This is a genomic window from Treponema sp. R6D11, assembly GCF_054786075.1.
In genome coordinates this window covers 1-25,289 of sequence record NZ_BDHD01000020.1, presented here as the reverse complement: position 1 = coordinate 25,289, position 25,289 = coordinate 1, and the positions used below count along the sequence as shown (strand labels likewise).

Annotated in this window: 26 protein-coding genes and 2 tRNA genes; 23 read left to right on the top strand and 5 right to left on the bottom strand. The window is 41.7% G+C overall.

All coding sequences use genetic code 11. From position 1 onward, the window contains the following. Positions 1-68: 68 nt before the first annotated feature. The 16 genes from ACYVTD_RS03780 (at position 69) to ACYVTD_RS03705 (ending at position 15,561) form a co-directional block, all read left to right on the top strand. On the top strand, positions 69-281 hold the full coding sequence (locus ACYVTD_RS03780; RefSeq protein WP_461246452.1) for a hypothetical protein: 213 nt from the start codon (positions 69-71) through the stop codon (positions 279-281). Positions 282-487: 206 nt separating this feature from the next. Beyond that, positions 488-560: transfer RNA gene (locus ACYVTD_RS03775), tRNA-Thr, on the top strand. Positions 561-611: 51 nt separating this feature from the next. Further along, positions 612-785, top strand: a complete 174-nt coding sequence (rpmG, locus tag ACYVTD_RS03770) for a 50S ribosomal protein L33 (RefSeq protein ID WP_461246451.1) — start codon at positions 612-614, stop codon at positions 783-785. 2 nt (positions 786-787) lie between these two features. Further along, positions 788-860 (top strand) — tRNA-Trp (locus tag ACYVTD_RS03765). A 113-nt stretch (positions 861-973) separates the two neighbouring features. After that, positions 974-1,153, top strand: a complete 180-nt coding sequence (gene secE, locus ACYVTD_RS03760; RefSeq protein ID WP_461246450.1) for a preprotein translocase subunit SecE — start codon at positions 974-976, stop codon at positions 1,151-1,153. A gap of 17 nt (positions 1,154-1,170) precedes the next feature. Continuing rightward, positions 1,171-1,734 (top strand): transcription termination/antitermination protein NusG, encoded by a 564-nt coding sequence (gene nusG, locus ACYVTD_RS03755; protein ID WP_461246449.1) that lies wholly within the window; start codon positions 1,171-1,173, stop codon positions 1,732-1,734. A 77-nt stretch (positions 1,735-1,811) separates the two neighbouring features. Next, positions 1,812-2,243, top strand: a complete 432-nt coding sequence (rplK, locus tag ACYVTD_RS03750) for a 50S ribosomal protein L11 (protein WP_461246448.1) — start codon at positions 1,812-1,814, stop codon at positions 2,241-2,243. Continuing rightward, positions 2,240-2,926: a 50S ribosomal protein L1 gene (gene rplA, locus ACYVTD_RS03745; protein WP_461246447.1), complete on the top strand. Its 687-nt coding sequence runs from the start codon at positions 2,240-2,242 to the stop codon at positions 2,924-2,926. Before rplK ends, rplA begins: the two co-directional genes overlap by 4 nt. Positions 2,927-2,929: 3 nt before the next feature. Further along, positions 2,930-3,466, top strand: coding sequence for a 50S ribosomal protein L10 (rplJ, locus tag ACYVTD_RS03740; RefSeq protein ID WP_461246446.1), 537 nt, complete (start codon positions 2,930-2,932; stop codon positions 3,464-3,466). Between the two features lie 210 nt (positions 3,467-3,676). Beyond that, positions 3,677-4,072 carry a 50S ribosomal protein L7/L12 gene (gene rplL / locus ACYVTD_RS03735; protein WP_461246445.1) on the top strand — a complete coding sequence of 132 codons (396 nt, stop codon included), beginning with the start codon at positions 3,677-3,679 and terminating at the stop codon, positions 4,070-4,072. Positions 4,073-4,220: 148 nt separating this feature from the next. Then, complete coding sequence (gene rpoB / locus ACYVTD_RS03730) at positions 4,221-7,757, top strand: DNA-directed RNA polymerase subunit beta (RefSeq protein WP_461246444.1); 3,537 nt, start codon at positions 4,221-4,223, stop codon at positions 7,755-7,757. A 12-nt stretch (positions 7,758-7,769) separates the two neighbouring features. Further along, a complete protein-coding gene (rpoC, locus tag ACYVTD_RS03725; protein ID WP_461246443.1) occupies positions 7,770-12,101 on the top strand; it encodes a DNA-directed RNA polymerase subunit beta' in 4,332 nt (1,443 codons plus the stop codon). Positions 12,102-12,103: 2 nt separating this feature from the next. Then, entirely contained in the window at positions 12,104-13,315 is a 1,212-nt protein-coding gene (locus ACYVTD_RS03720; protein WP_461246442.1) for an aldo/keto reductase, read from the top strand. Between the two features lie 40 nt (positions 13,316-13,355). Beyond that, on the top strand, positions 13,356-13,577 hold the full coding sequence (locus ACYVTD_RS03715; protein ID WP_461246441.1) for a hypothetical protein: 222 nt from the start codon (positions 13,356-13,358) through the stop codon (positions 13,575-13,577). A 139-nt stretch (positions 13,578-13,716) separates the two neighbouring features. Then, positions 13,717-14,526: a septal ring lytic transglycosylase RlpA family protein gene (locus ACYVTD_RS03710; protein ID WP_461246440.1), complete on the top strand. Its 810-nt coding sequence runs from the start codon at positions 13,717-13,719 to the stop codon at positions 14,524-14,526. A gap of 6 nt (positions 14,527-14,532) precedes the next feature. After that, a complete protein-coding gene (locus ACYVTD_RS03705) occupies positions 14,533-15,561 on the top strand; it encodes a DMT family transporter (RefSeq protein ID WP_461246439.1) in 1,029 nt (342 codons plus the stop codon). A gap of 68 nt (positions 15,562-15,629) precedes the next feature. On the opposite strand, the gene ACYVTD_RS03700 is transcribed toward ACYVTD_RS03705, so the two are convergent. Both ACYVTD_RS03700 and ACYVTD_RS03695 read right to left on the bottom strand, forming a co-directional pair. Then, positions 15,630-15,863 (bottom strand): prevent-host-death protein, encoded by a 234-nt coding sequence (locus ACYVTD_RS03700; RefSeq protein WP_461246438.1) that lies wholly within the window; start codon positions 15,861-15,863, stop codon positions 15,630-15,632. Continuing rightward, positions 15,850-16,293, bottom strand: coding sequence for a type II toxin-antitoxin system VapC family toxin (locus ACYVTD_RS03695; RefSeq protein ID WP_461246437.1), 444 nt, complete (start codon positions 16,291-16,293; stop codon positions 15,850-15,852). Before ACYVTD_RS03695 ends, ACYVTD_RS03700 begins: the two co-directional genes overlap by 14 nt. A gap of 534 nt (positions 16,294-16,827) precedes the next feature. Here ACYVTD_RS03695 and ACYVTD_RS03690 point away from each other — a divergent pair. From ACYVTD_RS03690 to ACYVTD_RS03680, 3 genes are all read left to right on the top strand, one after another. Continuing rightward, on the top strand, positions 16,828-17,493 hold the full coding sequence (locus ACYVTD_RS03690) for a DUF4190 domain-containing protein (RefSeq protein ID WP_461246436.1): 666 nt from the start codon (positions 16,828-16,830) through the stop codon (positions 17,491-17,493). Positions 17,494-17,612: 119 nt separating this feature from the next. Further along, entirely contained in the window at positions 17,613-18,047 is a 435-nt protein-coding gene (locus ACYVTD_RS03685; RefSeq protein WP_461246435.1) for a hypothetical protein, read from the top strand. 612 nt (positions 18,048-18,659) lie between these two features. Continuing rightward, positions 18,660-18,932, top strand: a complete 273-nt coding sequence (locus tag ACYVTD_RS03680) for a helix-turn-helix domain-containing protein (protein WP_461246434.1) — start codon at positions 18,660-18,662, stop codon at positions 18,930-18,932. 2 nt (positions 18,933-18,934) lie between these two features. Here the strand turns inward: ACYVTD_RS03680 and miaA are convergent, their stop codons facing one another. Both miaA and ACYVTD_RS03670 read right to left on the bottom strand, forming a co-directional pair. Continuing rightward, entirely contained in the window at positions 18,935-19,924 is a 990-nt protein-coding gene (miaA, locus tag ACYVTD_RS03675; RefSeq protein WP_461246433.1) for a tRNA (adenosine(37)-N6)-dimethylallyltransferase MiaA, read from the bottom strand. A gap of 5 nt (positions 19,925-19,929) precedes the next feature. Beyond that, positions 19,930-20,127, bottom strand: a complete 198-nt coding sequence (locus ACYVTD_RS03670; protein ID WP_461246432.1) for a DNA-directed RNA polymerase subunit omega — start codon at positions 20,125-20,127, stop codon at positions 19,930-19,932. Positions 20,128-20,219: 92 nt separating this feature from the next. Between ACYVTD_RS03670 and ACYVTD_RS03665 the strand changes: the two genes are divergently transcribed. After that, a complete protein-coding gene (locus tag ACYVTD_RS03665) occupies positions 20,220-21,383 on the top strand; it encodes a pyridoxal phosphate-dependent aminotransferase (RefSeq protein ID WP_461246431.1) in 1,164 nt (387 codons plus the stop codon). 32 nt (positions 21,384-21,415) lie between these two features. Here the strand turns inward: ACYVTD_RS03665 and ACYVTD_RS03660 are convergent, their stop codons facing one another. Next, positions 21,416-22,282, bottom strand: coding sequence for a Cof-type HAD-IIB family hydrolase (locus ACYVTD_RS03660; protein ID WP_461246430.1), 867 nt, complete (start codon positions 22,280-22,282; stop codon positions 21,416-21,418). A gap of 116 nt (positions 22,283-22,398) precedes the next feature. Between ACYVTD_RS03660 and ACYVTD_RS03655 the strand changes: the two genes are divergently transcribed. The 3 genes from ACYVTD_RS03655 to ACYVTD_RS03645 all read left to right on the top strand — a co-directional run. Further along, complete coding sequence (locus ACYVTD_RS03655; protein ID WP_461246429.1) at positions 22,399-23,418, top strand: PfkB family carbohydrate kinase; 1,020 nt, start codon at positions 22,399-22,401, stop codon at positions 23,416-23,418. A gap of 85 nt (positions 23,419-23,503) precedes the next feature. Beyond that, positions 23,504-24,391, top strand: coding sequence for a homocysteine S-methyltransferase family protein (locus ACYVTD_RS03650; RefSeq protein ID WP_461246428.1), 888 nt, complete (start codon positions 23,504-23,506; stop codon positions 24,389-24,391). An 18-nt stretch (positions 24,392-24,409) separates the two neighbouring features. Next, positions 24,410-25,289: uroporphyrinogen decarboxylase/cobalamine-independent methonine synthase family protein (locus ACYVTD_RS03645; RefSeq protein WP_461246427.1), on the top strand; the 880-nt coding region annotated here is incomplete at its 3' end.

Here is a 25,289-nt window from a genome sequence, read left to right as displayed (position 1 = left end):
CTTTTTGCTTTAAAAACCCAAATATATTATAATTAATATTATAGAAATTAAGATTTTTTGAGGAGCTTATGACTGATAATGAGGAAAAAATCATAAAAAAGATTGAGCTTTCCATGAGAATGGAAAATATGCCTCTTACAAAAGAAGATAAATCCCGCTTAAAGCTCTGTTTGAAAGAAAATAAGGATATTAATGATGTTTTGCAGGAAATAATAATAAATCATACTTACAATACAGAGTTCGTGTCGGTTCGTAAGCAAAAAAGGGCAAAAATCAGCTAGCGGGTTATTTGTAAATATTCAATATTTGTAGTTTATTAATATAGTCATCTTAATAAACTACAAAACGATAAAACAGCGTTTTTTTAAGAAATTAATAAATTTTACTCAAAATACTTGACTAAAGTCCTCATTTTTTATATCCTTGCAGAACCGCATATAATGCGTGGGTTGTCTCTTTATTACGCTTGTTTAGGGGGGCGGCTTTTGCCCTTATAGCTCAGTTGGCAGAGCACATCCATGGTAAGGATGAGGTCATCAGTTCGATTCTGATTGAGGGCTGGTGTATAAAAATAGGAAACATGGTTTTCCCAAAATATAGAGAGGTTTATTATGGCGAGCAAAAAGTCAGCGGTAGAATTGGTAGCTCTTCAATGCAGTGAATGTAAAAGGCGCAATTATACAACCGGAAAAAATAGGCGCAATATTCAAGAAAAACTTGAATTCAAAAAATATTGTCCTCACGACCGCAAGCACACGCTCCACAAGGAGACAAAGATAAAATAATTAGGCGTATAGCTCAGCTGGTAGAGCGGCGGTCTCCAAAACCGCAGGTCGTGGGTTCGAAGCCTACTGCGCCTGAAGCAATATATGCGCCAGTTAAGGAGTATGGTTGCGGAATGTAAAGTAAAGCGGCATGACGGGTAACGTAGGCAGCCTACTGCGCCTGAAGCTGTATATTAAGGAGAAATTAGGTGAAGAAGATAGTTCAGTTTTTTAAAGAGTCCTATGCGGAGCTAAAAAAAGTAGTTTGGCCCGGTAAAGACGATGTTATCAGCTCGGTAAAAGTAGTAGTTATTTCTACTATTATAGTTGCCGCTATTTTAGGCTTTATCGACATGTTATTGCTCTTGGGTATCAGGACATTATTTTAGAGAGAGAAAGGTATATAATGGCTACGGGTTGGTATGTCCTGCATACATATTCAGGATACGAAAACAAAATAGAAAAAACCATTCGCATGATGACCGATAACGGGGAATTAGACAAGAATGTCGTTCGTGACGTTAAAGTTCCCTCGGAAGAAGTTGTCGAAGTAAAAGATGGCAAAAAACGTACTCAAACCAGAAAATTCCTTCCCGGATATATTCTTGTAGAAATGGATTTGCCCGACGCTGAAATGGGCTGGAAGGCTCCTTGTTCAAAGATAAAAAAAATTCAGGGCGTTACGGGTTTTGTGGGAACTCCCTCGGATCGCAAGCCTCAGCCGTTGTCGGGCGATGAAGCTCGAGCAATTTTACAAAAGTCAGGCGAGATAAAGGGAGAACGCACTGTACGCACAAGGCAGACTTTTGTCGCCGGAGAGCAGGTTAAAATTATTGACGGACCATTTGAGTCGTTTGTCGGAACTATCGAAGAAGTTAATCAGGAAAAGAATAAACTTAAAGTGATGGTTGGTATTTTTGGCAGAAATGCGCCTGTAGAAGTTGATCTTTTACAGGTAGAAAAAGTTTAAGTGGAAGTTTGCCTGACCAATTGGTTAGGTGAACGTTAATTCGGTTTGCCGCCGAGTACACCACGAAGGAGAATAAAATGGCAAAGAAAAAAGTTGCGGCGTATATTAAGCTGCAATGCCCAGCCGGAAAAGCTACTCCGGCTCCGCCCGTCGGACCTGCTTTAGGACCGCATGGAGTAAGCGCTCCGCAGTTTGTCCAGCAGTTTAACGACAAAACAAAGGGCATGGAACCGGGACTTATTATCCCTGTTATCATTACGGTTTATGTGGATAAATCTTTTACCTTTATCCTCAAGACTCCGCCTGCTTCGGTATTGATTAAAAAAGCAATCGGGCTTGATAAAGGATCAAAAGAATCCCATAAAGTTAAAGTCGGTAAAATCACAAGAAAACAACTTGAGGAAATCGGCAAAATGAAGATGGCTGACCTTTCAGCTAACGATCTTGAAGCGGCGGTAAAAATAATCGCCGGAACCGCAAGGTCTATGGGTGTAGAGGTGGAAAAATGAAACACGGAAAAAAATTCAACGAAAACGTAAAAAAATATAATCCCACTAACACTTACGATCTTACAGAAGCGTTAAAACTTGTTAAATCAATGGCTTTCGCTAAGTTTGACGAAACTGTCGATCTTTCCGTAAAGCTCAATCTTAAAAAGAGCCAGACTGTGCGTGATACTGTAGTTCTTCCGCACCAATTCCGGGGCGAGAAAAAAGTTCTTGTTTTCTGCAAACCCGAAAAAGAAAAAGAAGCACAGGAAGCCGGAGCGGCTTATGTCGGAGCGGACGATTTAATAGAAAAAGTAAAAGGCGGCTGGTCGGATTTTGACATTGCCGTAGCTACTCCCGACATGATGAAAGATGTTGGTAAACTTGGTATGGTTTTGGGTCGCAAAGGTCTTATGCCTAACCCAAAAACAGGAACGGTAACATTCGATCTTAAAAGTGCGTTAGCTGAACTTAAAAAAGGTCGTGTGGAATTCAGGGCTGATAAAACAGGCGTTCTGCACCTTGCGGTTGGTAAAGTTTCAATGGAGCCGTCGCAGGTTGCGGAAAACATCACGGCGATAATGACGGAAGTTAAACGCAAACGCCCTGTCGATGTAAAAGGCGAATTTATCCAGACCGTTTCTGTATCTTCAACTATGGGACCCGGCGTTTGGGTCGATATTAAAGATCAGGATAAGGAGTAGAAGATGGCAATTTTAGCAAGAAAAATACAAGAAAGTAAAACCAAAGCTATTGGTGAACTTAAAGACACGTTAAAAGTCGCAAAAGATTTTATCTTTACGGAATATCGAGGGCTTACTGTCGAGCAGATTACCGAATTAAGAAAACAACTGCGAACAAAAGGCGTAGTTTATAAAGTTGTAAAAAACAATTTCGCCCAAATTGTTTTTAAGGATTTATCGGATAAAGACGTATCTAAATACCTTGTAGGACCTACGGCTGTAGCGATTACTCCAAAAGATTCCAACGAAGTTGCAAAGATACTCTTTGAATTTTTGAAAGAAGTTCCGGCTCTAAAGGTAAAGGGAGCGTTGATAAGCAACGCCGTATATGACACCGCCCAAACAGAGGCGTTCTCTAAACTGCCGGGCAGACTGGAACTTATTTCTATGCTTATGTCGGTAATGAACGGACCCGCACGCAACCTTGTTTCCGCTCTAAACGACATTCCGTCAAGGTTGGTACGAACAGTCAAAGCTATTGCGGATAGCAAGGCAGGATGATTGTAATACAACAGTTTAAAACTGTTTCGTTGAAACAGTTTTAAACTGTAAGTCGTTTTCCGCAACGTGGAAAACGACAACTGTCAGGCTTCGGTGAACCAGTTGGTTCAAAGCTGCCGTTCCTGTCAGTTTAAATAAAGTCTTCCGACCGTAGGTCAGGCGGACAAGCGTTTCGTATGAAGCGTATAACACAATTTAGGAGAAGATAATATGGCAGCCAGCAAAGAAGAAATTTTGGAAGCAATTGCTTCCATGTCAGTTCTTGAAGTTTCAGAACTGGTAAAACTGATGGAAGAAAAGTTCGGCGTTTCTGCCGCCGCCCCTGTTGCGGTAGCGGTAGCCGGAGGTGGCGGTGGAGGCGGCGGTGGAGCCGCTCCATCATCCGAAGAGAAAACAGAATTTACTGTCGTTCTTAAAGCGTTTGACGAAGCCAAGAAAATTGCCGTTATTAAGGAAGTTCGTGGCGTAACCGGACTTGGGCTTAAAGAAGCAAAAGACCTTGTCGAAGGCGCACCCAAAACCCTTAAAGAAGGCGTTTCCAAGGACGAAGCGGCGAAGATTAAGGAAGTCGTTACTGCGGCAGGCGGTACTGTTGAAATACAGTAAAAAGTTTGTTTTCTCGGTAATTTATATCCACAATGGCACGCAAAAGGGCAAAAATTGCTCCTATGCGTGCCTTCGTGGTTTATTTTGCAAAAAGTTGTACTAATTATAGTAGAAATAGTGTATATTTTAAGACAGGAAGGGGATAGCAATGGTCAAGGTAAAGCAAGCTGAACAACGGCAGTATATCGGAAAGGATATTCAAGATGTAATGGAACTGCCGGACTTAGTCGATATTCAAATTCATTCTTACGAACGTTTTTTACAAAGAGAAAAAATAAGTAAAAAAGAAAAGCCGGCTTTGCAGGGGCTTCAGGAAGTATTTGAAGCCACATTCCCCATCGTAAGCCCCAACGAAGATATGAAGCTCGAATTTGAACATTATACTTTTGACGAAGACAACATCAAAGTAACTGAATTTGAATGTAAACAAAAAGGTCTTAATTACGCTGTTCCGCTTAAAGCCCGTATAAATCTTGTTTTTCAGCAGACCGGAGAAATCCGCCAGAAAGATATTTACATGGGCGATATTCCCCTGATGACTGAGAGGGGAACTTTTATCATTAACGGAGCGGAGAGGGTGGTCGTATCCCAGATACACCGCTCGCCAGGCGTTATTTTCAGCCATGAGAAGGGAATTTTCTCATCACGTATTATTCCGTATCGTGGCAGTTGGATTGAATTTGAAATCGATCAAAAACGTGATTTAATTTACACCAAGATTGACAGAAAAAAAAGGATACTTGGAACTATTTTCCTTAGAGCGCTTGGGTTTACTTCAAGAGAAGAAATTATCGAAGCTTTTTATGTTACCGAAACCTTAAAAATTAAAGATGATCGTGAGACAAAAGAAAAAATTTCAGGCATGGTTCTTGCAAAACCTGTAATGATTAAAGATGAAAGCAGCGGTAAGGGCGGCGAAAAAGTTCTTTACAGAGCAGGCGAAAAACTTCATCCGCATAATGTTGATGAACTTATAAATAACGGAATTAAATCAATTTGTTATATCGACTTTGAAGCTGAGGGTTCTCTTAACTCGACAATGCTTCTTAATTGTTTTGAACGTGAAGATATTAAATTTGTAAAAGAAGCCGGAAGCGAGCCTGCAAAAGACGATGCTTTAATGGCTGTTTATTCGGTATTAATGCCGGGTGAATCAATTACAGTTGATCAGGCGGAAAAAGATTTAAACGGAATGTTTTTCTCAGACCGCCGCTACGATCTTGGCAAAGTGGGTAGGTATAAATTAAATAAAAAGTTCAGCCTTGATCTTCCCACAAATAAATTTACTCTTACTCTTGACGATATTATCGCTACCATGAAGCACCTTATTAAAGTTTATGTTGGCGATGAATATATTGACGATATCGATCATCTTGGAAACAGGCGTATTCGTTCTGTCGGCGAATTAATGGCGAATCAAATGAAGACGGCATTCAGCAGAATGGAGCGAATTGCCAAAGAAAGAATGAGCTTAAAAGAGACCGATACAATTAAACCTCAGGAATTAATTTCTATAAAGCCGATTGTTGCGGCTATTAAAGAATTTTTCGGGTCGAGCCAGTTGTCTCAGTTTATGGATCAGGTAAATCCGCTTGCAGAGCTTACACATAAGAGAAGACTTAACGCTCTTGGTCCCGGCGGTCTTTCACGAGATCGTGCAGGTTTTGAAGTGCGTGAAATTCATTACACCCACTACGGCAGAATGTGTCCGATTGAAACTCCTGAAGGACCGAATATCGGTCTTATTGTTTCATTGGCGAATTATACTCGTGTAAATGAATACGGATTTTTGGAAACTCCGTATCGTAAAGTAAACAAAGGCATCGCTACAAAAGATATTGAGTATCTTTCGGCGATGGACGAAGATAAATACTACATCGCTCAGGCTTCGGCAAAGGTAAACGATAACGGCTCTTTCGCCGACGATCAAATTTCCTGCCGAAGACAGGGCGACTACATAACTCGTGCACCTGAAGATATTCAGTACATGGACGTTTCTCCCAAACAGATTATTTCTGTTTCAGCCTCGCTCATTCCCTTCCTTGAACACGATGACGCAAACCGAGCGTTAATGGGCTCCAACATGCAGCGTCAGGCAGTGCCTCTGGTTTTCCCGGAAGCTCCTCGTGTAGGAACTGGAATGGAAGTAAAGTGTGCATACGATTCTGGCGTTCTTGTAAAAGCTCGCAGGGGCGGCACTGTTCTTCGCGTAACATCGCAGGAAGTAATTGTAAAGCCGGAAAGAGCGGGAAATGTAAAAGCTGCTGCACAGGTTTCGTTAGACGAAAATGGCAACGATGTTTATCAGCTTATCAAATTCCAAAGAACAAATCAGGACACATGCTACAATCAACGCCCCATTGTTAAAGTTGGCGAAAAAATTGTCGGTGGACAGGTAATTGCAGACGGACCGGCTACCCAAAACGGAGAGCTTGCTCTGGGCAGAAATATTCTTGTAGGCTTTATGCCGTGGAACGGATACAACTATGAAGATTCGATTCTTATTTCTCAACGTGTTGTAAAAGACGATATGTTTACTTCCATTCACATCAAAGAATTTGTTGTTGAAGTAAGGGAAACAAAACTTGGTCCTGAAAAAATTACACGGGATATTCCGAACACTTCGGAAAAAAGTCTTGATAACATGGACAGCGAAGGTATTATCCGCATTGGAGCGAAGGTAAGATCGGGCGATATATTGGTTGGCAAAGTTACGCCAAAGAGCGAAACGGAAACCACGCCTGAATTCAAATTGCTCAATTCAATTTTCGGCGAGAAGGCGAAAGAAGTGCGAGACACTTCGCTTAAAGTTCCGCACGGCATAGACGGAACAGTTATCGACATTCAGCGGCTTAAACGCACGGATCACGATTCGTTAAGCCCGGGCGTTGATGAAGTTGTAAAAGTGCTTATTGCCACAAAACGTAAACTGCGTGAGGGCGATAAAATGGCAGGTCGCCACGGTAACAAGGGCGTTGTCGCTCGCATTTTACCGGAAGAAGATATGCCGTTTATGGAAGACGGAACTCCTTTGGATATTTGCCTAACGCCGCTTGGCGTTCCTTCTCGTATGAATATCGGTCAGCTTTTGGAGACGGAACTTGGTTGGGCTGGCTCTACTTTGAACGAATGGTATTCAACGCCTGTTTTCCAATCGCCGTCTACCGATCAAATAGAAGTAAAACTTAAAGAAGCAGGGCTTCCTTTAACAAGCAAGGCGACGTTAAAAGACGGAAGAACAGGCGAAGAATTTGTTAATCAGATTTTCTGCGGAATAATCTACTTCCTTAAATTGCACCACCTTGTCGATGACAAAATGCATGCTCGTTCAACAGGTCCGTACTCGCTCGTAACGCAACAGCCGTTGGGTGGAAAAGCACAGTTTGGCGGTCAGCGGTTAGGTGAAATGGAAGTATGGGCGCTTGAAGCTTACGGGGCGGCAAATACATTGCAGGAGCTTTTAACAATTAAATCTGACGATATGACAGGACGCTCCAAGATTTATGAGGCGATTGTAAAAGGAGAGCCTTCAACAACCGCCGGTATTCCAGAATCGTTTAACGTACTGGTTCAGGAATTGCGTGGACTTGCACTTGATTTATCAATCTTTGACGTAAAAGGAAAACAAATACCGCTCACCGAAAAAGATGAGGAATTAATAACTAAATCGGGAAGTAATTTCTAAGAGGGGAGTACAATGCGAGATATTCAAGATTTTGATTCGATAATGATACGGCTGGCTTCACCGGATATGATCCGGTCGTGGTCTTATGGCGAAGTAAAAAAACCCGAGACGATTAACTATCGTACTCTGCGACCGGAAAAGGAAGGTCTTTTCTGCGAGAAAATCTTTGGAACTACCAAAGAATGGGAATGTTACTGCGGAAAATTTAAATCGATCCGTTACAAGGGCGTTATCTGCGACCGCTGCGGTGTTGAAGTTACGCACTTTAAGGTACGCCGTGAAAGAATGGGACACATTGAATTGGCGGCTCCTGTTTCGCATATCTGGTACTATCGTTCAGTACCCAGCAGAATGGGTCTTCTCCTCGACCTTCCCACAGGGCAGCTTCGTTCTGTTCTTTACTATGAAAAATATATCGTTATAGATTCTGGCGATACCAACCTGAAAAAAGGTCAGCTTCTTTCCGAAGAAGAATACTACGAAGCTCAAGAACGTTTTGGCGGCGGCTTTACCGCAGGAATGGGAGCCGAAGCTATCAGCGTTTTGTTGGAAAACCTTGACCTTGATCAAATGGCGGCTGACCTTCGCGCAAAAATGATCGAGAAGGGAGCAAAGACCGATAAACGTCTTCTTAAAAGAATTGACATAGTAGAAAATTTCCGTAACTCAAACAATAAACCGCAGTGGATGATTCTTACTGTAATACCTGTTATTCCGCCTGAGCTTCGCCCAATGGTTCAGCTTGACGGCGGACGTTTTGCGACAAGCGATCTTAACGATTTGTACCGCAGGGTAATAAACCGCAACAACCGCTTAAAAAGACTGCAATCGCTTAACGCTCCCGACATCATTATACGCAACGAAAAGCGAATGTTACAGGAAGCGGTTGATGCGTTATTTGACAATTCAAAGAAAAAGAAAGTTGTTAAAGGCTCATCTAACCGTCCGCTTAAATCTATCAGCGATATGCTCAAAGGTAAGCAGGGACGCTTCCGCCAGAACCTTCTTGGAAAACGTGTAGACTATTCGGGACGCTCTGTAATTACAGTCGGTCCTGATCTTAAAATGTGGCAGTGCGGTATTCCCACCAAAATGGCACTTGAATTGTTTAAGCCGTTTATAATGAAGAAACTTGTCGATAAGGACGTTGTTTTTAATATTAAAAAAGCGAAGATGCTTGTAGAACAGGAAACGCCTGAAGTATTCGCTATTTTGGACGAGGTTGTAAAAGAACATCCGGTGCTTCTTAATCGCGCGCCGACATTGCACAGACTTGGTATTCAGGCGTTTGAGCCGGTACTGGTGGAAGGCAAGTCGATTAAACTTCATCCGCTTGTTTGTCACGCTTTTAACGCCGACTTTGACGGCGACCAGATGGCAGTCCATGTTCCGCTAACGCAAGCGGCTCAGATGGAATGTTGGACATTGATGCTTTCGGCTCGTAACTTGTTGAACCCTGCTAACGGAAAGACAATCGTATTCCCGTCTCAGGATATGGTTTTGGGTATTAACTTCCTTACAAGAATCAAACCTAACGCCAAACGCCCGGGTTCGGAAAAACCAGAAACAAAAGACAAGATACCCTATTATTCGTCTCCCGAAGAAGTTCTTATGGCAGTTGAAAGAAAAGCTCTGGACAGGGAAGCGGCGATTCGTTTAAGACCGCCGAAACTTCCAATTTGGGACAAAGCCGGTAACGTGGTTGAACCTGCCGCAGACGGCACGATTGTAACTTCCGCCGGAAGACTTATGTTTAACGAAGAATTGCCAAAAGTTCTGCCGTTTATTAACTATGAACTTAAAGACAAAGAATTACGCACGCTTGTTGAGTACATATTCAAAGAAAAAGGCTCGTGGATTACAGTTCAAATGTTGGACGCAATTAAATCGACAGGCTACCGTTATGCGACAGTATTCGGGGCGACCATCGGCGTTGACGACATTGTTATCCCCAAAGAAAAAGCCGAAATGATTGACAAGGCGAATAAAGACGTTGAGTCGATTCAGAAACAGTGGCGGCAGGGTCATATTACCAACGAAGAACGCTACAATCAGGTTGTTCAGGTTTGGACAAAAACAAACGAAGACCTTACCATTAAAACGATGCAGACACTTGAGTCGGACAGAGACGGCTTTAACTCAATCTATATGATGGCGAACTCCGGCGCTCGCGGAAGCCGTAACCAGATACGTCAGCTTGCAGGTATGCGTGGTCTTATGGCGAAGCCGTCGGGCGACATTATCGAGCTTCCTATCCGTTCAAACTTTAAGGAAGGACTTTCGGTTATCGAATTCTTTATTTCAACTAACGGAGCTCGTAAAGGTCTTGCCGATACCGCTCTTAAAACAGCGGAAGCAGGTTACCTTACACGCCGTCTTGTAGACATAGCTCAAGACATGGTTGTAAATGAAGACGACTGCGGAACAATTAACGGCACTACATACTCGGCTATCAAACAAGGCGAAGAAATTATCGAGCCGTTAAAAGATCGAATTGTAGGACGCTTTACTCTTGAACGTGTTAAGCACCCGATTACAGGCGAGCTTATTGTCGATGTAAACGAAGAAATTACCGAAGATATAGCTGCGGCGATTGATTCTGCAGGCGTTGAGTCTGTGCGGATAAGAACAGTTCTTACCTGTGAGGCGAAATACGGCGTTTGCAGAAAATGTTACGGACGCAACCTTGCGACAAACCGAGCGGTGGATATTGGCGAAGCTGTCGGAACAATTGCGGCACAGTCAATCGGTCAGCCGGGTACTCAGCTTACAATGCGTACATTCCATATCGGCGGCGTTGCTACAAAGGTCAGCGAAGAAAGCCGTATCACTTTGAAGTATCCTGTGTTTATAAAAGATGTTGTTGGAACGCACATACAGCTTGATAACGGACATTTCCTTTTTACAAGGAGAGGTCATGCCACTGTAAATAAAGTTATGAGAGAGTATAAAATTGATCATGGCGATAAACTTGTTGCGGTTGATGGAAAGAGAGTCAACAGAGGCGATGTGATTATTAAACACGGCGGAGAAGATATTGTGTCTCCAGAAATCGCTTACGCCAAAGTTATAAAAACCAATGACGGAGAAATGTTATGCCTGATTGGTCAAGATCAAAAAATTGAAATAAGAAACGGCTCCGATTTTGAAGCTCAAAAAGGCACTGTTGTAGAAGCCGATAAAACCATCGCCACATTCGATCCGTTCTCCGACCCGATTATCGCCGAAGCAAGCGGAATTGTTAAATACGAGGATATTATTCTTGGCTCAACGCTTAAAGAAGAAATTGACGAGGACACTGGCAATACCGAAAAACGCATAACGGAGTTCCAGCACGAAAGCAAACAGCCCCGTATCTTTATTGTCGATGACAATGATCATCAGGTTGCGTCATACTTCCTGCCTTCCGGCGCTTATATTCAGGTTGATGAAGGTGAGAGAATTAAAGCGGGACGCACAATAGCGAAAACATTAAAAGAATCTGCAAAAGCTATGGACATTACGTCCGGTCTTCCACGTGTCAGCGAACTTTTTGAAGCTCGCAAACCGAAAAGCCCGGCGGTACTCGCTCAAGTTTCAGGGACTGTGTACTTTAAGGAGCCAGTAAAAGGCAAGCGAAAAATTTCTATTGTAGATAATTTCGGCAGGGAGTTTACCCACCTTATCCCGATGAACAAACGGCTTTTAGTGCGTGACGGCGACACTGTGGAAGCAGGCGAACTGCTTTGTCAGGGAGCTATCAATCCGCATGACGTTTTGTACATTCTTGGCGAAGGAAAATTACAGCGTTATCTGATGGACGAAATCCAAAACGTCTACCGTCTGCAAGGTGTATCGATAAATGACAAACATATCGGCGTAATCATCAGGCAGATGATGCGTAAAGTTGAAATAAGATTTGTAGGCGACACGAAATTTATTTACGGCTCTTCCGTGGACAAATACCGTTTCCACGAAGAAAACGCCCGTGTAATGGCGGAAGGCGGACAGCCTGCAATCGCCCAGCCCATGTTCCAAGGAATAACAAAAGCGTCGCTTAACATCGATTCTTTCCTTTCCGCCGCCAGTTTCCAAGAAACGACAAGGGTTCTTACAAACGCCGCTATTGCAGGTTCAACGGATTATCTTCGCGGCTTAAAAGAAAATATCATCATAGGTCACCCGATTCCGGCAGGAACAGGCATGAAGCGTTATCACAACGTTAAACTCTTTGATGAGGACAGTCAGGACTTGGACGAATACATGCAGGAAATTCTTGACAGACGCAAACAAGAAGCGGAAGAAATTGCCAACGCAGAAACAGTTCAGGAAGAATACAATACTGTTGAAGAATCCGAGGATTAGTATTGCAGTACCGTATCGATAAAAAGACGGGAAATAAATTATCGGTTCTTGGTTTTGGCTGTATGCGTTTTCCGCATAAACTTGGAATGACGGACATGCACAAAACCGAAGAACTTGTAATGCATGCAATCGAAAAAGGCGTAAATTATTTTGACACCGCATGGCTGTATCCCGGCAATGAAGAAGCGTTAGGCAATGTATTAAGCAGAAATAACGCTCGTAATAAAATTTATATCGCTACAAAACTTCCTGTTTTATTGCTTAACCCTTCCCGTGATAACAAAATTGATTTTGACAAATATTTGACTCAATCTCTTGAAAGGCTTAAAACAGATTATATTGATTATTATTTGATGCACATGATAACCGACATGGATCAGTGGAAAAAACTAAAGGATGCAGGGATTGAAAGTTGGTTAGCTCAAAAAAAGAAGTCGGGACAAATAAAACGAGTAGGTTTTTCTTTTCATGGCTCGGCAAGCGAGTTTTTGAAAATACTTGGGGCTTACGACTGGGAATTGGCTTTAATACAATACAATTATTTTGATGAAAATTATCAGGCAGGCGTTATGGGACTAAGGTCCGCCGCCGCAAAAATGCCTGTTGTAATTATGGAGCCGCTTCTTGGCGGAAAACTTGCGACAGGACTGCCAAAAGAAGCGGTAAAAATTTTTAAGAACGCCGATGAAAATTTAACTCCGGCAGGCTGGGCACTTAACTGGCTGTGGAATCAGAAAGAAGTAACAACGATTATTTCCGGCATGAACGCAAAAGAACAACTGGAAGAAAACATCGCCCTTGCCGAAAAATCCTCCGCCGGAATGTTAGACGACACTAAATTAGCCGTTTATAAATCGGCTCTTGACGTTATAAAACGTTCCTGCAAAGTACGCTGTACCGGCTGTAATTACTGTATGCCGTGTCCCGCAGGGGTAAACATTCCCGGTTCTTTCTCGGCATATAACGCCGTATATTCAATGGGCTATTATGAGGGAATAAAACAATACGCTATGAGTACGGGAATGACACAGGAAAAAAGCAGTAGTCCGCACCTATGCATAAAATGCGGCAAATGCGAAAGTCATTGTCCGCAGAGTATTCAAATTATGAAAGAGCTTGATATTGTTAAAAAGAAAATGGAGCCGCCGATTATTAGGTTTATTGGATATTGTGCTAGGGCTGTTGTGGGGAAGAGGCGGAAGAGAAAGGGATGAATTGCTATAAGGCTGTTTTTTCAAGGTGAGGGCAAGAAAAATGACAGAAAAAGAAGCCGAATCTTTGGACGATTATTTCACCAAAAATACTATTATGTCTTACCTGAACAAACCTGGTCATTTTGCCCGCAAGTATGGTATGGCTGTTACGCTTGAGCCTGAAACAACCAAAACTCTGACTAACTATGCGGAAAACGTTCGCAAAACTCCGGCAGTAATTATCGCCGAAATGGTAAGGGAACATATCGCCGCCGCTGTATAATGATGAATGTACACGCCCCGATAACTGTTACCAAAACCCTGTAGTACCACACTTTTTTTGCCGTTTTTCCTCATTTTAAGAGCTTTTTTTCTCATTTTAAACATTTCAGAGTAAAAATTAATATGCCGATATTATCGATATGAAAAAGAAATATTTATTTTTAGCCATTTTATTTTTGTCTGTAATTATACCGCTTCAATTACAGGCTCAAGGGGCGGATGTTTTCCGTCAGGAAGGAATAGCGTCGTGGTATGGCAGGGAATTTGAGGGGCGTCCGACTGCGTCGGGGGAAATTTTTGACGCTTCGCAACTGACTGCGGCTCACCCAAGTTTGCCCTTTGGCACTATGCTTGTCGTTACAAATCAGCATAATAAAAAAAGCGTGACAGTAAGAGTGAATGATCGAGGTCCCTTTGTTCCGGCGAGAATAATCGATGTGTCAAGGGCGGCGGCTGAACAGCTTGATATGATTGTTACGGGAACCGCTCCTGTTACTGTTGAAAGTTTGAATAAGATTGCAATATCAACTCCTGTTTTGGGAACGCAAATGGCTCCTTCAGCAATTACCGCTCCGTCAGCCGTTCCTGTTGTTACCGCTCCTACCGCTCAAAGCGTACCTGTTCAAACCGCACCTGTGTATGTTTCTCAACCTGTTGTTGTGCAGATGCCAACCAGTCAACTTAAATTAACGCCTGAAATGAATATTGTGGCGGGAAAAAATTACCGCTTGCAGGTTGGCTCTTTTAGAAACGCAAAAAACGCAGTTGAGGCGTTTGACAAATTAAAAGCTTCGGGACTTAGCCCCGCTTATGAAAGATTTATCAGCAGTGATAATGTCGAGTTTTACCGAGTAGTAGTCGCAGGCGTTGGTGCAAACGACGTGCAGTCTACTACGGAAAAAATAAGTGCCGCAGGTTTTAAGCAGGCGATAATTAAAGAAGAAAATTGATAATTTATGAACGATAAACCTCATATCAGCAGATCCGCCCTTAGGGCGGATTTTCTTTTAATTCTTACCGCCGCTATTTGGGGTTTTGGTTTTGTCGCTCAACGTTCCGGTATGGAGTATACAGGACCGTTTGCGTATAACGGAATTCGTTTTATTTTAGGAAGTCTCTCGCTGTTTCCGCTCATTTTTGTTAGGCGAAAAAAATCGCCGTCTACGGCTTCCTTCCCACATTTATTGCGGACTTCTTTTCTTGCAGGAAGCTGTCTTTTTTTTGCCGTGTTTCTTCAACAGATAGGCTTGATTTTTACAACCGCCGGAAACGCCGGTTTTATTACGGGGCTTTATGTTGTAATTACTCCTATTGTTGGAATTTTTTTAGGAAGGAAAACAGGGCTTCCCACATGGATTGGTTCTGTTCTTACTCTTACAGGGCTTTACTTTGTCAGCGCTGCAGGTCGTCCTTCCGTGAATCCGGGCGATTTAATTACGATTGTAAGCGCTTTTTTATGGACAGTTCATGTTTTGCTTATTGATCGATTTATGAATGTTGATATTCAGCGTAAAAATTCTGTTGACCCGATAGAACTTTCCGCAGGTCAGTTTGCGGTTTGCGGAGTATTAATGTTGTTAGGTGCAATTTTTGCCGAGTCTCATGTAATTCCCATAGTAGAAAAAATTAATCCTTCATTACTTGATAACGGTCTTTTTGAATGGAAGCCTTTCCCCTTGCTTATTGCCGCCATAAAAGACGGAACCCTGCGGATTTCTTTTCAGTCGCTTATTCCAATTCTGTACGGCGGACTTTGTTCAGTTGGGATTGCGTATACTTTGCAAGTTGTCGCCCAACGAGACGCTCCGCCTGCCCATGCGGTTATAATTCTCAGCTTTGAAGGCTGTTTTGCCGCTCTAGGTGGGGTACTGTTGCTTTCCGAGAAAGTTGGTTTATGGTCGTTGTTGGGTTTTATTTTGATGTTGACAGGGATGCTTGCTACTCAATGGGATGTGATTGTTAAGGGGAATAGGGGGGATGGTTGATTATGGGCAATTGCTATTTTTTGCTTTATTTCCAAGTTGTAGCAAGATGTATGTCTAAATAAATCCCTTTATATTCCGGCTCTGCTTTCTCTTATTAGGTTTACAATTTCTTGTGTTGTTATATCGGCTGTTATATAGGGAACATCCTCAAGGGGTGATTTCCCTTTTTCTTCATTATTATTTATAGGAAGAATTTTATAGCTTTTTCCATCTTTATTATTAATAATTACCTCATTAGTCAACGCAGCATCAAAAACTTTTGTTGCATTTTTAGTAAAATCAGAAACATCAAATACTAACATTTTTCCCTCCTAGTATATTTATACCAAGTTCCTTTCCAATTTTTATCATATTACCATCAAAAGTCAATAATGGCAAGTTTAATCTCTTTGCTGATTCTAAATAACAAGCATCATAAGCATAAATTTTGTAAGTCCATGCAATTTCAAGGGCTTTCTCAAAATCAATTTCAATTGTTTTAATAGGTATTTTTTTGAAAAAATTAAATGCGTTAATCATTCGCTCTTTTTCAATAATTTTCTTTTTCATCATTTTGGTTAATGCATTTGCAATTTCATAAGACAGCATATCGGGAGAAACCATAACGGCATTTTGAGTTAATTGTATGATCATATCTCTTTCAGGTTCTTTGACTATAACAGCCATTATTGCACAAGCATCCATTATGATTTCCATAAAGTCTATAATACATAATAATTCAATAATATTCAACTGTATGAATGCGATAATAAACATGTGGCAATTGCTATTTTTTTACTTTATTTCCAAGTTATAGCAAGATGTAGACCTGAGAATTTTACTTGGGGTCCTGTCAGGAAAAAAAACGCGGCACGGACGGCGAGATAAACCTCGCCTCAATTATTCATCTTGAGTGATCTATCTGGTGCCAGAGCGTGTAGATTTTTTCATCGACACCCTTTGGGTGCTTGTATTGCTCCAACTTATCGTCGAGTCATTTCTTTTTCCTGCCACCCCTCAAGTATGTTTTTGGGCATACATCTTAATCGCATATGGTATATTTGAGTATACCATTTACAACACAGCATATATGGTATATCATACAAGGTAGTGTACGCTAACAAGAAACAGTAGCAGATACATTTGCGTGTACATTAAATTGGAGGAATTATGGATATAATATATAAAAATATTATTGAGATATTATTAAATACTAATATTAATAAACAATAAGTTGTTAATAAATGTCAGCGGCGACATTAACACCGCAAAGGAGTTTTTATGAACATGAAAATGATTGTAAAAATTGTAGGACTGGTATTGTGTGTCTTATTCTTCACATTACCAGTTGTACAATGTTCTCAAGACAGCAATTTAAATGCTACAAGCTGGCAAATTGCAACTAAAACTGGCAGGTTAATGGAAAATGCTGACAATGGTTTTCCTGTAGTTTTTATTTTACTATTAATACCTATTGTTTTATTAGTAATTGCGTTTATAAATAAATCCTTTTCTGTATTACGTAATATTTCAATAGCAGGTTTAATAGCAAAATGTGCTTTTATAGTGATTGCGAATATTTTACTTAAATCAGATGATTTTGAAGGAGCTTTTATATTAACTCCGTATGTTTGGCTGATTATTGTAATATACGCAGGGTTAATTTGTTTTACACAATATTGTATAAGTAAGAAAATTGACCTCCCCGAGTTCAATAATAATAAGCAAACTATTGTTTATACCGATGATCCCAAAAAAGATGTATTTGCAACTATATCTCTTATATTGGGAATTTTAGGTTTTTTATTATTTTTACCTGCAATACCTGGTGTGATATTGGGAGTAATTGGGTTAAAATCAATGAAAAGAAAAATGGCTACTGCCGGAATAATTACATCTATAGTTGGTGCTTTGTTTTCAATGTTGGTTATACTTATTGCGATTAAAAGGTAATTATGTGACATAAAATCTGAATTTTTGGGTAAATTATTTTGTTAAAATAATCCAAAATAATGGTTTTATGAATTTATACACATAATATACTTTGTTACCAAAGAAAGGAGGAAAAAACGATGGTAAACAAGAAATTTTGGTTGGGAATACTGGTAATGGTATTCGGGTTAATGGTTCCTACTTATGTAAAAGCTCAAGCAGCTCTTAATGGTAAATGGGTTATTAATATTGCAGGTGTTAATACAGAAATGACACTTGATAATGGAAAATTTGAACAATCGGCAGTTATGCCAGAGATGACAATACTTACAAAAGGTACATACACTGCAACTGCTACTTCAATAACCATAACGGCAAATCAAATTCATGGTGGAAATTTAGGGCTTGAATCTAGGTGGTACTCAAAAGATGAAGTTTTATCTAAGATAGGACAACTTCAAGGAAATGAAAAGGAAATGTTTGATGCTATGTTTTTGCAAACAACAGCCACTTATACAATAAGAGGCAATACATTAACTCTTTTAGTTCCACAAGTATATACAAGAAAAAATTAAAATCTACAGTTCAATTATTTGAATCATAATATTTTAAAATTATGATAAAATAAATTGTAACAGATTTTATGGCACATAACAGGGTCGGTAAAAGTACGCCGCCTTACGGCGGTTATGGACACGCAACGTAATCGACAGCGTTTTTCCATAGTGTCGTTTGCCCACCGACCACCGCTAGGTATAGTGTGATTTTTTTAATATGCGGTTAAGATGTATGCCCAAAAACATACTTGAGGGGTGTCAGGAAAAAAATGACTCGACGGTGAGTCGAGGTATTTTTTTCCTGACAGGACCCCAAGTAAAATTCTTGGGCATACATCTTGCCCTCAATTGGTAATAAAGTATCAAATAAGATAATCTACCCTTATCCCTCTTGAGTTCGCTAATGTTCGTGAGGTTCGTGGTAAAAATTCATAAAATTTCCCTTGACAAACTGCATAATATAATGTACATTTATAATATCCTTTTTGAGGGGAACTATTTGTATAGTTTGAGGAATTATAGTGATTAAGGAAGGAATCCAATGGCTAATGAAGAAAGTAAGGGATTTGATGTTGTGTTCTTTGAAACGGAGAATGGAAAACAACCAGTCAGGGAGTTTATCAAGAAACTATGAAAGGTATTGGTCAAGATTTTAATGATTTTTTGAAAGAACAAGGCATATATGACGAAGTTAATGAGTTGGCTGCGAAAAAACTTATTACTTATCAATTAGAAAAAGCTATGCAGGAACAAAAACTTACAAAAAGTTTTATAGCAAAAAAAATGAAAACATCCAGAGTTGCGGTAGATAATATATTAGACCCTGCTTTTAATACTTCAATTGATTCTCTTGAACGTTTTGCCCATGTGTTGGGTAAAAAACTTACAATTTCATTAAGTTAGAATTAGTTGTAAAATCCTTCCAACACTCCCTTAATTTTCTCCGCCGTCTCCACATCACTCCGCCCGGGTTCTATCCAATTAACATTGGGAATACCCGAAAAAAAAGTAATTTGCCGTTTCGCATAACGGCGGCTGTTTTGGGCGACTAAGGACCTCACCCCTTCGGTATCCTCTGAAAGCCGCCACTTGCCTTGTTTGTCTGCGGAAAAATTGCCGTCTTGTGCCGCCTCGACAAAAAATTCTCTGTAGCCGATAGCTCGCAAACCCGGGTCTTCGGGCGTGTAGCCTGACTTGAAAAGCGAACTTACCTCGGCGGCAAGACCCTGTTTGAACATATCGGCACAACGTAAATTTATACGGCGGTATAATTCTTCTCTGGGGCGTGAAAGACCGATGATAAGAAAATTAAACTTGGGACGATTTTTATCGGCATTTACTTCAAACGATGATAGTGGCTTGCCGCAGGAGCGGTAAACTTCTAAAGCACGAAGAAGACGGTACTCGTCATTTATGTGAATGCGATTCGCACTCACGCTGTCGCAGGAGGCAAGTTCTTCCATAAGAGACGCTGCTCCTTTTTCGCTTAATTCACGTCTTAATTGTTCACGGAGCAATTTGTCGCCGGGGGGAGCTTCGCTCAATCCTAAAATAAAGTTTTTCAAATAAAAACCAGTTCCGCCAGACACTACAGGGAGTTTTCCGCGAGAGGCAATTTCGGCACAAGTTTCATCGGCAAGGCGGACAAAATCGCCTGCGTTAAATTGTTCGCTAGGGTCGCGGATGTCGATTAAATGGTGGGGGAGTTTTGCTCTTTCATCAGCCGAAGGCTTGGCTGTCCCGATGTTCATGCCTCTGTAGACTTGCATGGAATCGGCGGAAATAACCTCGGCTTGTACGTTGGATTGAGAGTTGAAAAGTTGAAGGAGAATGCCGGTTTTGCCTGACGCTGTAGGACCAAAGAGAATTAATACCGGAATAGCGGAGGTTTCCAAAAGGATTATTCAGCTTCCAGACGGAATTGGACTTCTTTGGTAAAAACCTGTAAGGCGGCAAGGGCGACCATTTTGCCGTCGTAATCGTCTTTTTCATCTTTTTCCAGTACGGAAGAAAGCTGATAAGCCCTGCGTGAAGCCGCAGTGGTTATTTCGTACATATTGTCGCCGTACTCAATTAGTTCTTTTAATGGAAATATCATAACTAATTTATAACGAATTTATCGACTTATGTCTAGTGGTTTACGGACTCACTCTTGCTGTTTTTTGCTATTGCCGTTATAGTTTTTTCACTATGCATAAATTATCAGACAGGACGGCTGGTTTTACCGATTCGGTTATTCGCAGAATGACCCGTATTTCGCTCAAGCATGGGGCGGTCAACCTTTCGCAGGGTTTCCCCGATTTTGACCCTCCAAAGGAAATTTTGGACAGACTCGCTGAAATTGCGCATACGGGACCGCATCAATATTCCATTACATGGGGCGCTCAAAATTTCCGTGAGGCTCTTTCCGATAAACAGTCAAAATTGATTGGCAGGCAAATTGACCCTCAGCGTGAAATCGTTGTAACTTGCGGCAGTACCGAAGCGATGATGGCGGCGATGATGACTGTCGCAAACCCCGGCGACAAGGTGATTGTTTTTTCGCCGTTTTATGAAAACTACGGAGCGGACACGATTCTGTCGGGGGCGGAGCCGATCTATGTGCCTCTGCATCCGCCTTTGTTCAACTTTGACGCAAATGAATTGGAAGCCGCTTTTAAGCAACGCCCCAAAGCATTGATACTTTGCAATCCTTCCAACCCTTGCGGCAAAGTTTTTACCAAAGACGAATTAACAGTAATCGCCGATCTTGCGAAAAAATATGACGCATATATCATTACCGATGAAGTGTATGAGCATATCGTTTACGCTCCACATACCCATACTTACATTGCGTCCCTGCCCGATATGTTTGAGCGGACAATTTCTTGCAGTTCACTTTCTAAAACTTATTCGATTACAGGTTGGCGGTTGGGATATATCATTGCTACGGAAGAAATTATTGAAGTGGCAAAAAAAGTACACGACTTTTTGACAGTGGGAGCTGCGGCTCCTCTGCAAGAAGCGGCGGTTGTGGGATTGCGTTTCCCTGCCGCATACTACGAAAAACTGTTAGGTGAATATACCGAGAGGCGGCAACTTTTCCTGAAAGGGTTAGACGATCTTGGCATACAGCACACAAACCCCGAAGGTGCATACTATGTAATGCTTGATATTTCCGAATACGGCTATAAAAGCGATTTAGATTTTTGCGAAAAGTTAGCTGAAAAAGTCGGCGTAGGAGCGGTTCCCGGTTCCAGTTTTTTCCGAGAAGACGTAAATACGCTGATACGTTTTCATTTTGCAAAAAAGAACGATACTCTTTATGAAGCGTTGAATAGATTGGAAAAAATGAAAGAGCGAATGAGAAAGTAGGGCAATTTAGTCAATATTTTTATAGTTGCTTTCTACAAAAAAATCTTTTCCAAATAAACCGCCAGTCCTTCCTCGGTGTTGGGAGCGTAAACAAAGTCCGCCGCTTTGCGGATTTTTTCTCTTGCGTTTTCGGGGGCGGCGGAAAAACCCGCTATCGGGAACATCGGCACGTCGTTTTCTTCATCTCCAAAGGCGATTACTTCTTCGGGTTTTAGCCCCCTGTGTTCCATCGCTATTCTTAAACCTTCGCCCTTGGAAACGCCGTTATTTATAACTTCCAAAAATGTCGGGTAACTTCGCACTATATCTATTTTGTTGCCGAAACGCTCTTTAAATTCTTGCCGCACTTTATCGTGCAAAGAAGGATCGGCGATAAACATTCCCTTGATACAGCCTTCAAGCGGCAGTGTGGCAATTTTTTTTAAATCTTTTATAACGGCTTTAACTCCCGTGTGCTTGTAATACATCTCCGCTTCGGGTCCGTATCTTTCTATTAACAGAGCTTCCCATTTTTGGTTTGGGTCTTGTTTGCCTGTATCGGGTGAAATTCCCGCAGGCAGATAAACTTGGTAATGTATCCCAAGCTCGCGGGCTAAATCCGCTCCAAAATCGACAACATCAAGGCTTATTAAATTTGTGAATAATACTTTGCCGGAAGGAACGTCCGCGACTTCCGCGCCGTTAAAAAAAACCATCGGTCCTTCCGCGCCAAGCGCGCTTCTGTATTTTTCCGACGCTTCAATCGCCCTGCCTGTCGCGATTATTATATGCATTCCTTTGGAAATAAGTTTTCTGATACAATCCCTTGTTCTGTCTCCCAAGACACCTTCGGGCAGTAATGTGGTTCCGTCAAGGTCTATCGCAAGCCCTCTGATTTTCTTTGGATCATAACTTCTCATATCGCAAGTATACATTATAGAAGATAAGTTATTCAACGGGAGATAAGCGCCGTTTTAATGGCAGATACTTTGCCTTTATGTAAAAAATAATATATTATAAATAGACAGGAGTTTTTATGAAGGTTATTACTTTTGGTGAAATTATGTTACGGCTTGCGCCTGAGGGTTATTATCGTTTTGTTCAGGCGAATTCTTACGGCGCGACTTACGGCGGCGGCGAGGCGAATGTCGCTGTTTCTTTAGCCGGTTTTGGAATTGATGCGGCATTTGTAACAAAACTTCCCAAGCACGAAATAGGGCAGGGTGCGGTTAACAGACTTAGGGGATTCGGAGTAGACACTTCCTTGATAGTCCGGGGCGGTGACAGAGTTGGAATTTATTTTCTTGAAAAGGGAGCGTCACAGCGACCGTCTAAAGTGATTTATGATCGAGCGTATTCCGCGATTGCTACGGCAACGGAGTCAGATTTTGATTGGGATAAAATTTTTAAAGATGCCAATTGGTTTCACTTTACAGGGATAACTCCCGCACTTTCTGACAACATGGCATTAATTTGCATGGCGGCGGTAAAAGCGGCGCGGTCAAAGGGCATTACGGTTTCTTGCGACATAAATTACCGCGCCAATCTTTGGACGCGCGAAAAAGCCCGTGATGTTATGAGCAAACTTATGGAGAATGTTGATATTTGCATTGCGAACGAAGAAGACGCCGCCGATGTTTTTGGCATTAAAGCCTCTGGAAGCGACGTAACAACCGGAAAAATCAGTCATGACGGTTACAAGGAAGTTGCCGCCGCGCTTATTAAAAAATTTAATTTTAAACAAACGGCAATTACGTTGAGGGAATCAATTTCAGCTAACGACAACAACTGGGGCGCGATGCTCTGCACCGGCAAAGATTTTTATTTTTCCAAAAAATACGCGGTTCATATCGTGGACAGGGTAGGCGGCGGCGACAGCTTCGGGGCGGGGCTAATTTACGCTAACCTTCAAGGTATGCCCCCCGATGAAGGGTTGGAATTTGCAGTAGCGGCAAGCTGCTTAAAACACACAATAGAGGGCGATATTAACCTTGTTTCTGCCGAAGAAGTTAAAAAACTGGCGTCTGGCAACGCATCTGGGCGGGTACAGCGGTAACTTTCGCTTTTATTATTATTGTTTTTTCTCGAATTATAGGATAAAATGATAAATCCTCATACGAGATAATTTAAAGGAGAAAAATATGGCAAGACAAAAAATAACGGAAGCGCTTAAAGCGGGAAAAGTATTAATTTCTGACGGAGCTTGGGGGACTTTTTTGCACAAAAAAGGCTTAAAACCCGGCGAATGTCCTGAGTTGTGGTGTATCGACAGACCAGCCGATGTTTTGGATGTGGCAAAAAATTATATTGACGCTGGCGCGGATATGATCGAAACGGATAGTTTTGGCGGAAGCAGTTTTAAATTGGCTCACTTTAAACTTGACGGCAGGGCGGCGGAAATAAATGAAGCCGCGGCGAAAATTTCCCGCCAGGCGGCTGGGGATAACCATTGGGTAATAGCGTCTATCGGTCCCACCGGGAAAATGCTGGTTACGGAAGAAGTAACGGAAGAGGAACTTTACGAGGCGTTTAAAACGCAAGCTGTCGCTTTTGAAAAAGGCGGAGCGGACGCGGCATGTATCGAAACAATGAGCGATATACAGGAAGCTTGTCAGGCTGTTAAGGCTGTTAAGGAAAATACAAAATTGGAAATTATCTGTACGTTCACTTTTGAAAAAACAGTACAAGGCGATTACAAAACGATGATGGGGGCGGATCCAGTTTCAGCGATGAATGCGGTTATCGCCGCAGGTGCGGATATTGTCGGCGCGAACTGCGGTAACGGTATTGAGAGAATGATCGAAATCGTAAGTAAGATGAGATCGGTAAATAAAACTATTCCCATTCTTGTTCACGCCAATGCGGGGCTTCCCAAAAATGTAAATGGGCAGACTGTGTTCCCCGAAACTCCCGAAGATATGGCTGCGATTGCGCCCAAACTTGTCGCCGCAGGAGCGAACATTATCGGCGGTTGTTGCGGAACTACGCCGGCTCACATTAAAGCTATTAAAGAAGCGTTGAATAAATAATTATAAGGAGAATTTATTATGATGAAAACCAAATTTCTTTCTACCGCCATCGGCTCAATGCCTTTTGAGGATCCCACCTACGCGGTTGGCGTTTCGTTAAAATCCATGGATGCGCCGATTTGGCCTCAGCTTCCGCGTCTTGGGCTGTTAGAGCAAATGGAAGTGCAGTATTCGGAAAATATGCCATGCGCAGTAGTTGATACCGAAAAAAACAGATTGTATTTTAAAACAGACGAAGATTATTCGGAAAAATTTGCGGAGTTTTATGAAACTTATATGTCAGCCACAGACGGCGGCACGAAAGATTTTTCTAAAATGGCAATCAGCGAAAAATATTCCAAAGGCTTTTACGCTCTTTTAAAAACTTTAAAAGAAAAAGGCTCCAAAATGCCGTGGCTTAAAGTGCAGACAACAGGACCGATAACTTTCGCGCTTTCTATCGTAGATGAAAATAAACGCGCCATGTACTACAACGAAGAATTTCGCGATGTAATTGTAAAATCAATCGCCATGAAAAGCCGCTGGCAGATTCAGCAGGTTAAACCTTTCGCGGAAAATATTATTTGCTTTTTAGACGAACCGATTTTATCGGCGTTTGGAAGCTCAACTTATGTCTCCGTTAAACGTGAAGACGTGGTAAGCATTTTATCCGAAGCGATTGAAGCAGTTCGCGCCGAAGGAGGCATCGCCGGTATTCACTGTTGCGGAAATACCGAATGGAGCATACTTATAGACGCAGGTGTAGACATCGTAAACTTTGACGCTTTTGAATACGGCGATACAATCGCAATTTATGCCGACAGCGTAAAAAAACATCTTGAGAAGGGCGGAGTGCTTGCGTGGGGCGTAGTGCCTACTTCCGAAAAAATCAGAGACCAGACTGTAGATTCGCTTGAGA